Origin of the sequence: Oerskovia gallyi, from assembly GCF_014836745.1 — a bacterium.
Taxonomy (GTDB): Bacteria; Actinomycetota; Actinomycetes; order Actinomycetales; family Cellulomonadaceae; genus Oerskovia; species Oerskovia paurometabola.
Genome location: NZ_JACSQE010000003.1, coordinates 355,005 through 361,775 on the forward strand (window position 1 = coordinate 355,005; position 6,771 = coordinate 361,775).

The 6,771-nt window shown below is 73.3% G+C and carries 6 protein-coding genes; 5 read left to right on the top strand and 1 reads right to left on the bottom strand.

Annotated features, from left to right (window positions below):
• Positions 1 to 167: 167 nt before the first annotated feature.
• Positions 168 to 536 (bottom strand): RNA-binding S4 domain-containing protein, encoded by a 369-nt coding sequence (locus H9640_RS05735; protein ID WP_191789728.1) that lies wholly within the window; start codon positions 534 to 536, stop codon positions 168 to 170.
• 231 nt (positions 537 to 767) lie between these two features.
• Between H9640_RS05735 and H9640_RS05740 the strand changes: the two genes are divergently transcribed.
• The 5 genes from H9640_RS05740 to pgi all read left to right on the top strand — a co-directional run bounded on the left by H9640_RS05740 (position 768) and on the right by pgi (position 6,654).
• Complete coding sequence (locus H9640_RS05740; RefSeq protein ID WP_030150204.1) at positions 768 to 1,034, top strand: GlsB/YeaQ/YmgE family stress response membrane protein; 267 nt, start codon at positions 768 to 770, stop codon at positions 1,032 to 1,034.
• A 118-nt stretch (positions 1,035 to 1,152) separates the two neighbouring features.
• Positions 1,153 to 2,286, top strand: a complete 1,134-nt coding sequence (locus tag H9640_RS05745) for an N-acetyltransferase (protein ID WP_191789729.1) — start codon at positions 1,153 to 1,155, stop codon at positions 2,284 to 2,286.
• A complete protein-coding gene (locus H9640_RS05750; protein ID WP_191789730.1) occupies positions 2,283 to 3,458 on the top strand; it encodes a GNAT family N-acetyltransferase in 1,176 nt (391 codons plus the stop codon). The genes H9640_RS05745 and H9640_RS05750 overlap by 4 nt, the downstream gene beginning before the upstream one ends.
• A 67-nt stretch (positions 3,459 to 3,525) precedes the next feature.
• A complete protein-coding gene (locus tag H9640_RS05755) occupies positions 3,526 to 4,734 on the top strand; it encodes a GNAT family N-acetyltransferase (RefSeq protein ID WP_191789731.1) in 1,209 nt (402 codons plus the stop codon).
• A gap of 213 nt (positions 4,735 to 4,947) precedes the next feature.
• On the top strand, positions 4,948 to 6,654 hold the full coding sequence (gene pgi / locus H9640_RS05760) for a glucose-6-phosphate isomerase (RefSeq protein WP_191789732.1): 1,707 nt from the start codon (positions 4,948 to 4,950) through the stop codon (positions 6,652 to 6,654).
• Positions 6,655 to 6,771: the final 117 nt, after the last annotated feature.

Genomic DNA, 6,771 nt, shown 5'->3' on the forward strand with positions numbered 1-6,771 from the left:
CCAGAACCGCGCCCGGGCCCCCTGGACCACCAGGAGGCCCGGGCGTCGTGCTGCCCGCCCCGGTCGCACGCCTCCGGGCGAGACGGGTGGTCCGGCCCGAGACGGGTGCCCGCGCCAGCGTCCGGGAGACCCGTGTCGGACCGAGACACCCGTCTCACCGCAACGGGTCAGACGGGTGGCAGCTCGCGGCCCCGCAGCTTGTCGATCTCGCGCCGCTCCCGCTTGGTCGGTCGCCCTGCGCCGCGGTCGCGCACGGGAACGAACGGCACGGCCTCGCGCGGCAGCACGGGCGGGCTGTGATCGACGTACGCCTTCGCGGCCTCGGGCGCCCCGACCCGCTTGGCGAGCAGCTCGACGACCTCGACGACACGTTCGCGCTCGCCCCCGCGGTAGGTCACGGTGCTCCCGACCCGCACGGTCGCGGACGGCTTGACGCGCACCCCGTCGACCTTCACGTGACCGGCACGGCACGCGGCCGTCGCGACCGAACGGCTCTTGGTCAGACGGACCGCCCAGAGCCAGCTGTCGACCCGCATGCTCACTTCCCTTCCCGACGTCGGACCACCCCAGCGTAGGCGGCGCACGTCGCGCGACGGTCCCGTGGGCCCGAGGCCCGCACGGGGCGCCCGCCACGCATGCGCGGATCGTCCCCTATCAGGGTGCGTGCCCGGCCTGTCCGTGCCACGGTGGAACCGACCGGCGACGGCGCCGGTCCGGCCTCGACCGTGTCGTCGGCCGGCGAGCTCGTTCGACGAACGGAGTGGACCATGTGGTTTCTGTCGTGGATCGTGATCGGACTCATCATGGGCGCCATCGCCCGCGCCATCATGCCGGGCAGGGCAGCGGGCGGGTGGGTCGTGACCCTGATCGTCGGTGTCGTCGGCGCGTTCGTCGGCGGGTTCATCGGCCGGGCGTTCGGCTCGGACCCCAACCAGGAGTTCTGGTCGTTCTCGACCTGGTTCTGGGCGTTCATCGGATCGCTCGTCGTCCTGCTGATCTGGGGACTCATCGCGGGGCGCAGGTCGAAGGCCTGACGCACGCTGCGCCGTCGGGCGTCCTGAGGAGGCGCGGCCTGGGCGACCGGGCCGTGCCTCCCCCGACGACCTCGGAAAACCCGTGGACCGCTCGCGCCTCGCGCGAGACGCTGAGGGCATGAGCCCTCCCACCGAGTCGACGACGACCTGGCGCATCGCCCGGGCCCCGCACCCCGCGGACCTCGACTCCCCCGACGCGTGGGCGTACCACGGCGTGGCCGAGATCGAGGCCGAGGTCATGATCGAGGCCCACGGCTACGCCGACCTCGCGAACGAGGCCCGCGACGTCCTGGCCGGCATGGACAACCAGCAGTACGCGACCAAGCAGCGCTTCGTCGCGATCCGCGCGGACGCACCCGAGACACCCCGGCCGCAGGACGTGCTGGGCCACCTGTTCGTCCTCATGATGACGAGCAGCAACGAACACCTGGGCGAGCTGTACGTGCAGGTGCGCCCGGCGGCCCGCCGCCAGGGACTGGGCACGGACCTGTGGGACCTGGGCGAACGCCTCCTGCTCGACGCCGGGCGCACCGTCCTGTTCACCGACACCCAGCACGGCACCGAGCCGCAGCCCGGCCCCGACGCCCTCGAGGCCCGGACCGGCGCGGGCCGCGTCCCGGCGAACGACCCCGGACCGCGCTTCGTGCGGAGCAAGGGGTACGCCCTGGAGCAGGTCGAGCGGCACTCGATCCTGCCGCTGCCCGTCGACCCCGCGCTGCTGGACCGGCTGCGCGCGCAGGCCGAGGCCGCCGCGGGACCGGACTACCGCACCCTCGTCTGGGAGGACGACGTGCCGCGGGAGTGGCGCGAGCAGGTCGGGACGCTGTTCACGCGCATGAGCACCGACGCCCCGAACGGGGACATCGACTTCCGTGAGGACCCGTGGGACGCGCGACGCGTGGGCGTCTGGGCCGACGAGCTCCTGGGCAAGGGCGACGGCCTGCTCATGACGGTCGCCGAGCACGTCCCGTCGGGCACGCTCGCCGCGTTCTCCGTGCTCGCCTACCCCAAGGACCACCCGTCCTTCGCGTTCCAGGAGGACACGCTGGTCCTGCGCGAGCACCGCGGCCACCGGCTCGGGATGCTCGTCAAGGTCCGGAACCTCGACGAGCTCACCGCCCGACGCCCCACGACCGAGCGCATCCACACCTGGAACGCCGAGGAGAACGACCACATGCTCGCGATCAACGTCGCCCTGGGCTTCGCGCCCGCGGGCGCGTACGCCGGCTGGCAGAAGCGGGTGCGCGCGTGAGCGGCCCGTCGCAGGCCGCGGCTCCGGCATCCTTCTCCGGCCCGACGGCGTGGCGCGTCGTGCGCGCGCCCGTCCCGGACTCGCTCGACGCGCCCGAGGCGTGGGCGGTACACGGCACCGTGCGCGTGGGCGACGTGATCGACCGGGAGATCCACGGGCACGCCGACCTCGGTCTCGACGCGGCGACCGTCCTCGTCACGATGACGGCCCAGCAGGAGTACAAGCGCACCGTCCGGCTCGTCGCGGTGGCCGACGGGGCCTCGTCCACAGGCGGGCCGGACCCGGCCCCGGTGGCGGGCGACGTCGTCGGGCGCGGGCTCGTCGGCCTTCCCCAGAAGGGGAACACGCACCTCGCGATCGTGTACGTCGGGGTCGACCCCGCGCACCGCGGCCAGGGGGTCGGGGCGGCGCTCTGGGACGAGTGCCTGCGCATCGCGCGCGACGCCGGGCGCACCGTGCTCCTGTCCGACTCCGCGCACGCCCCCGAACCCCCTCCCGGCCCCGGTGCGCTCGCCTCGCCGACCGGCAGCGGGCGCGTGCCTCTCGACGACCCGGGCACGCGCTTCGCGCTCTCGCGCGGCTTCGCGCTCGAACAGGTCATGCGGCAGTCGACGATCACGCTGCCTCCCCGCGCCGACGTCGTGGACCCGTTGCGCGACACAGCCCTGGCGTCCGCGGGGAACGACTACCGCGTGCACCTCTGGCAGGACACCGTCCCCGAGGAGTGGATCGACGACTTCGCGGTCCTCGAGACCCGCATGAGCACCGACGCCCCCAGCGGCGGGCTCGACCTCGAGGAGGACCCGTGGGACGCCGACCGGGTACGCGTCGCCTCGCAGTCGTTCGCCGACCGCGGGCAGGGATACCTCGTCGCGGTGGCCGAGCACGTCCCGTCGGGGCGGCTCGCCGCGTTCTCGACGGTGTCCTACCCGCACGACCGCCCCGAGGTCGTCATCCAGGAGGACACCCTGGTCCTGCGCGAGCACCGCGGCCACCGGCTCGGGCTGCTCGCCAAGATCGCCGTGCTCGACGAGCTGGCCCGCGTACGCCCCTCGTCGCGACGCATCCACACCTGGAACGCGCAGGAGAACCGGCACATGCTCGCGATCAACGAGGCCCTCGGGTTCGAGGTCGCGAGCGTCACCGCGGAGTGGCAGCTGCGGCTGGTGTGACGGTGCCCGCCCGGGAGGCACGCAAAATCCGTGGCGGCGCCGGGCGGCGGCCCGCCAGGGTGGACGCATGACGACCACCGACACCGCCGTTGGCCACGAGGACCCCTGGACGGCGAGCCCGACCCCGCCGCCCGCACCGCCGACCACGACATGGCGCGCGGTCGACGCACCGCCCGTCGCTCCCGCCCTGGACCACCCCGACGTCTGGGCCGTGCGGGCGTACACCGACATCGAGCACGACGTGCAGCTCGCGACCTGGGGCTGGACCGACTGGTGGGCGCCGCTGCCCGTGATGCTGGGCGTCCTCCAGCACCAGGAGTACCAGCGCAAGGTCCTGGTCCTCGCGCTCCCCGAGCAGGTGGTCCCGGGAACGCCCGACGGCGAGGCCACGCCCAGGCCGCAGGACGTGGGCGGTGCCGCGATCGTGTGGCTCGCGACCGACGCCAACCCCCACCTCGCGTACGTCACGCTCATGGTCCGCCCCACGCTCGAGGGCCGAGGCATCGGCGAGACGCTCCTGGCCCGCGCCGAGGAGATCGCCCACGCCGACGGGCGCACCACCGTCATCGTCCCGAGCAACCACTCTCCCGAGCCCCCGCCCGGCCCCGGCGCACTCGACGCCCCCACGGGAGCAGGCCGTGTGCCCGCCGACTCCCGGGGAGCACGCTTCGCCCGGGGACACGGCTACGCCCTCGAGCAGGTCGAGCGCGCCTCCGTGCTGCGCCTGCCCGTCGACCCCGCACGGCTCGACACGCTCGAGCACGAGGCGACCCGGGCAGCGGGCGACGACTACCGACTGCACACCTGGTGGGACGAGGTGCCGGCCACGTGGCAGGACCAGGTCGCGATCCTGTGGACCCGCATGAGCACCGACGTCCCCTCCGCGGACCTGGACGTCGAGGAGAGCCCGTGGGACGCGGCCCGCGTCCGCTCCTACCTGAGCGACATGGCCGGACGCCACCAGCACGTGCTCGTCACGGTCGCCGAGCACGTCGCCACCGGGACGCTCACCGCGTTCTCGGTGCTCCAGATCCCCGTGTCGGACGTCCCGTTCGCCTTCCAGGAGGACACGCTCGTGCTGCGCGAGCACCGAGGCAACCGCCTCGGGATGCTCGTCAAGGTCGCCAACCTGCGCGCCTACGCCGAGCGACGCCCCGGCGAGCGGCGCATCAACACGTGGAACGCCCAGGAGAACGAGCACATGCTCGCGATCAACGTCGCGCTCGGCTTCGAGCCCGTCGGGGTCGCGGCCGTGTGGCAGAAGAAGCTCGCCTGAGCCGCTCCTCGGCGGCCGGGCCGCGCCGGGACGTGCACGCCCGACGGACGCTCCGGCGTCGGGCATGCACGGTTGTCCGGCAGCGCACCTCACAACCGCTCGCACCGTGAGCCACCAGGACAACCCTGCAGGTCGCGGCCTACGGTGGTCGGGTCCGGCCAAGACCCCGCGACACCCCACGACCCCCACCGACCAGGGAGCAGCGAGACCATCGTGAGCACTGCGAGCACACCGCCGATCGACGCCACCACCACTCCCGCCTGGGCCGACCTCACGGCCCACCAGGCCGCGCTGTCCCCCGACCTGCGCACCTGGTTCGCCCAGGACCCGGGCCGCGCCGACCGCCTCACGTTCGACGCCGCCGACCTCCACGTCGACCTGTCGAAGAACCTCGTGACCGACGAGACGCTCGAGCTGCTCGTGCGCCTCGCGGACGACGTCGACCTGGTCGGGCGCCGCGACGCCATGTTCCGCGGCGACCACATCAACGTGACCGAGGACCGCGCCGTGCTGCACACCGCGCTGCGCCGCCCGTCCGGGGCGACCCCGGAGCTGACCGTCGACGGCCAGGACGTGGACCACGACGTGCACGCCGAGCTCGCCAAGGTCTACGCGTTCGCCGACAAGGTGCGCTCGGGCGAGTGGACGGGCGTCACGGGCGAGCGCGTGCGCACGGTCGTGAACATCGGCATCGGCGGGTCCGACCTGGGCCCTGTCATGGCCTACGAGGCCCTGCTGCCCTACAAGGCCGAGGACCTCGACGTCCGGTTCGTGTCCAACATCGACCCGACCGACGTCGCCGAGAAGACCGCGGGCCTCGACCCGCGCACCACGCTGTTCATCGTCGCGTCCAAGACGTTCGGGACGCTCGAGACCCTGACCAACGCGCGCCTCGCACGCGACTGGCTCTGGACCGAGCTCACGGCCGTCGGGGCCCTCGCCGCGGACGCGGACGACGCAGCCCGCGCCGAGGCCGTCGGCAAGCACTTCGTCGCGGTCTCCACGGCCCTCGACAAGGTCGCCGCGTTCGGGATCGACCCCGCCAACGCGTTCGGCTTCTGGGACTGGGTCGGCGGGCGCTACTCGGTCGACTCCGCGATCGGGACGTCGCTCGCGATCGCGATCGGCCCGGCCCGCTTCGAGGAGTTCCTCGCCGGCTTCCACGCGATCGACGAGCACTTCCGCACCGCGCCCCTCGCGCAGAACGTGCCCGCGCTCATGGGCCTGCTCAACGTGTGGAACGTCAACTTCCTCGGCGCGCACACCCACGCCGTGCTGCCCTACGCGCAGTACCTGCACCGCTTCCCCGCGTACCTGCAGCAGCTCACCATGGAGTCCAACGGCAAGTCCGTGCGCTGGGACGGGTCGCCCGTCACGACCGACACCGGCGAGGTCTTCTGGGGCGAGCCCGGCACCAACGGGCAGCACGCGTTCTACCAGCTCATCCACCAGGGCACGCGCCTGATCCCCGCGGACTTCATCGCCGTGGCGAACCCGGCGCACCCGCTGGTGGACTCCTCGGCGGGCGGGGTCGACGTGCACTCGCTGTTCCTCGCGAACTTCTTCGCGCAGACCAAGGCCCTCGCGTTCGGCAAGACGGCCGACGAGGTCCGCGCCGAGGGCACGGCCGAGGACCTCGTGAGCGCCCGCGTGTTCTCGGGCAACCGCCCGACGACGTCGATCCTCGCACCCGCGCTCACGCCCTCGGTCCTGGGCCAGCTCATCGCGCTCTACGAGCACATCACGTTCGTCCAGGGCGTCGTGTGGGGCATCGACTCGTTCGACCAGTGGGGCGTCGAGCTCGGCAAGAAGCTCGCGAACGAGATCGCCCCGGCCGTCGCCGGCGACGCGGCCGCGCTCGCCGAGCAGGACCCGTCGACGCAGGCGCTCATCGGCTGGTACCTGGAACAGCGGAGCTGACGCCGACCCGTCGCCTGGCCGGCTGCCGGCTGCCGGCTGCCGGCTGCCGGCTGCCGGCTGCCGGCTGCCGGCTGCCGAGCATGCGGTTGTCGTCCGTCGAGCATGCGGTTGGCGTCG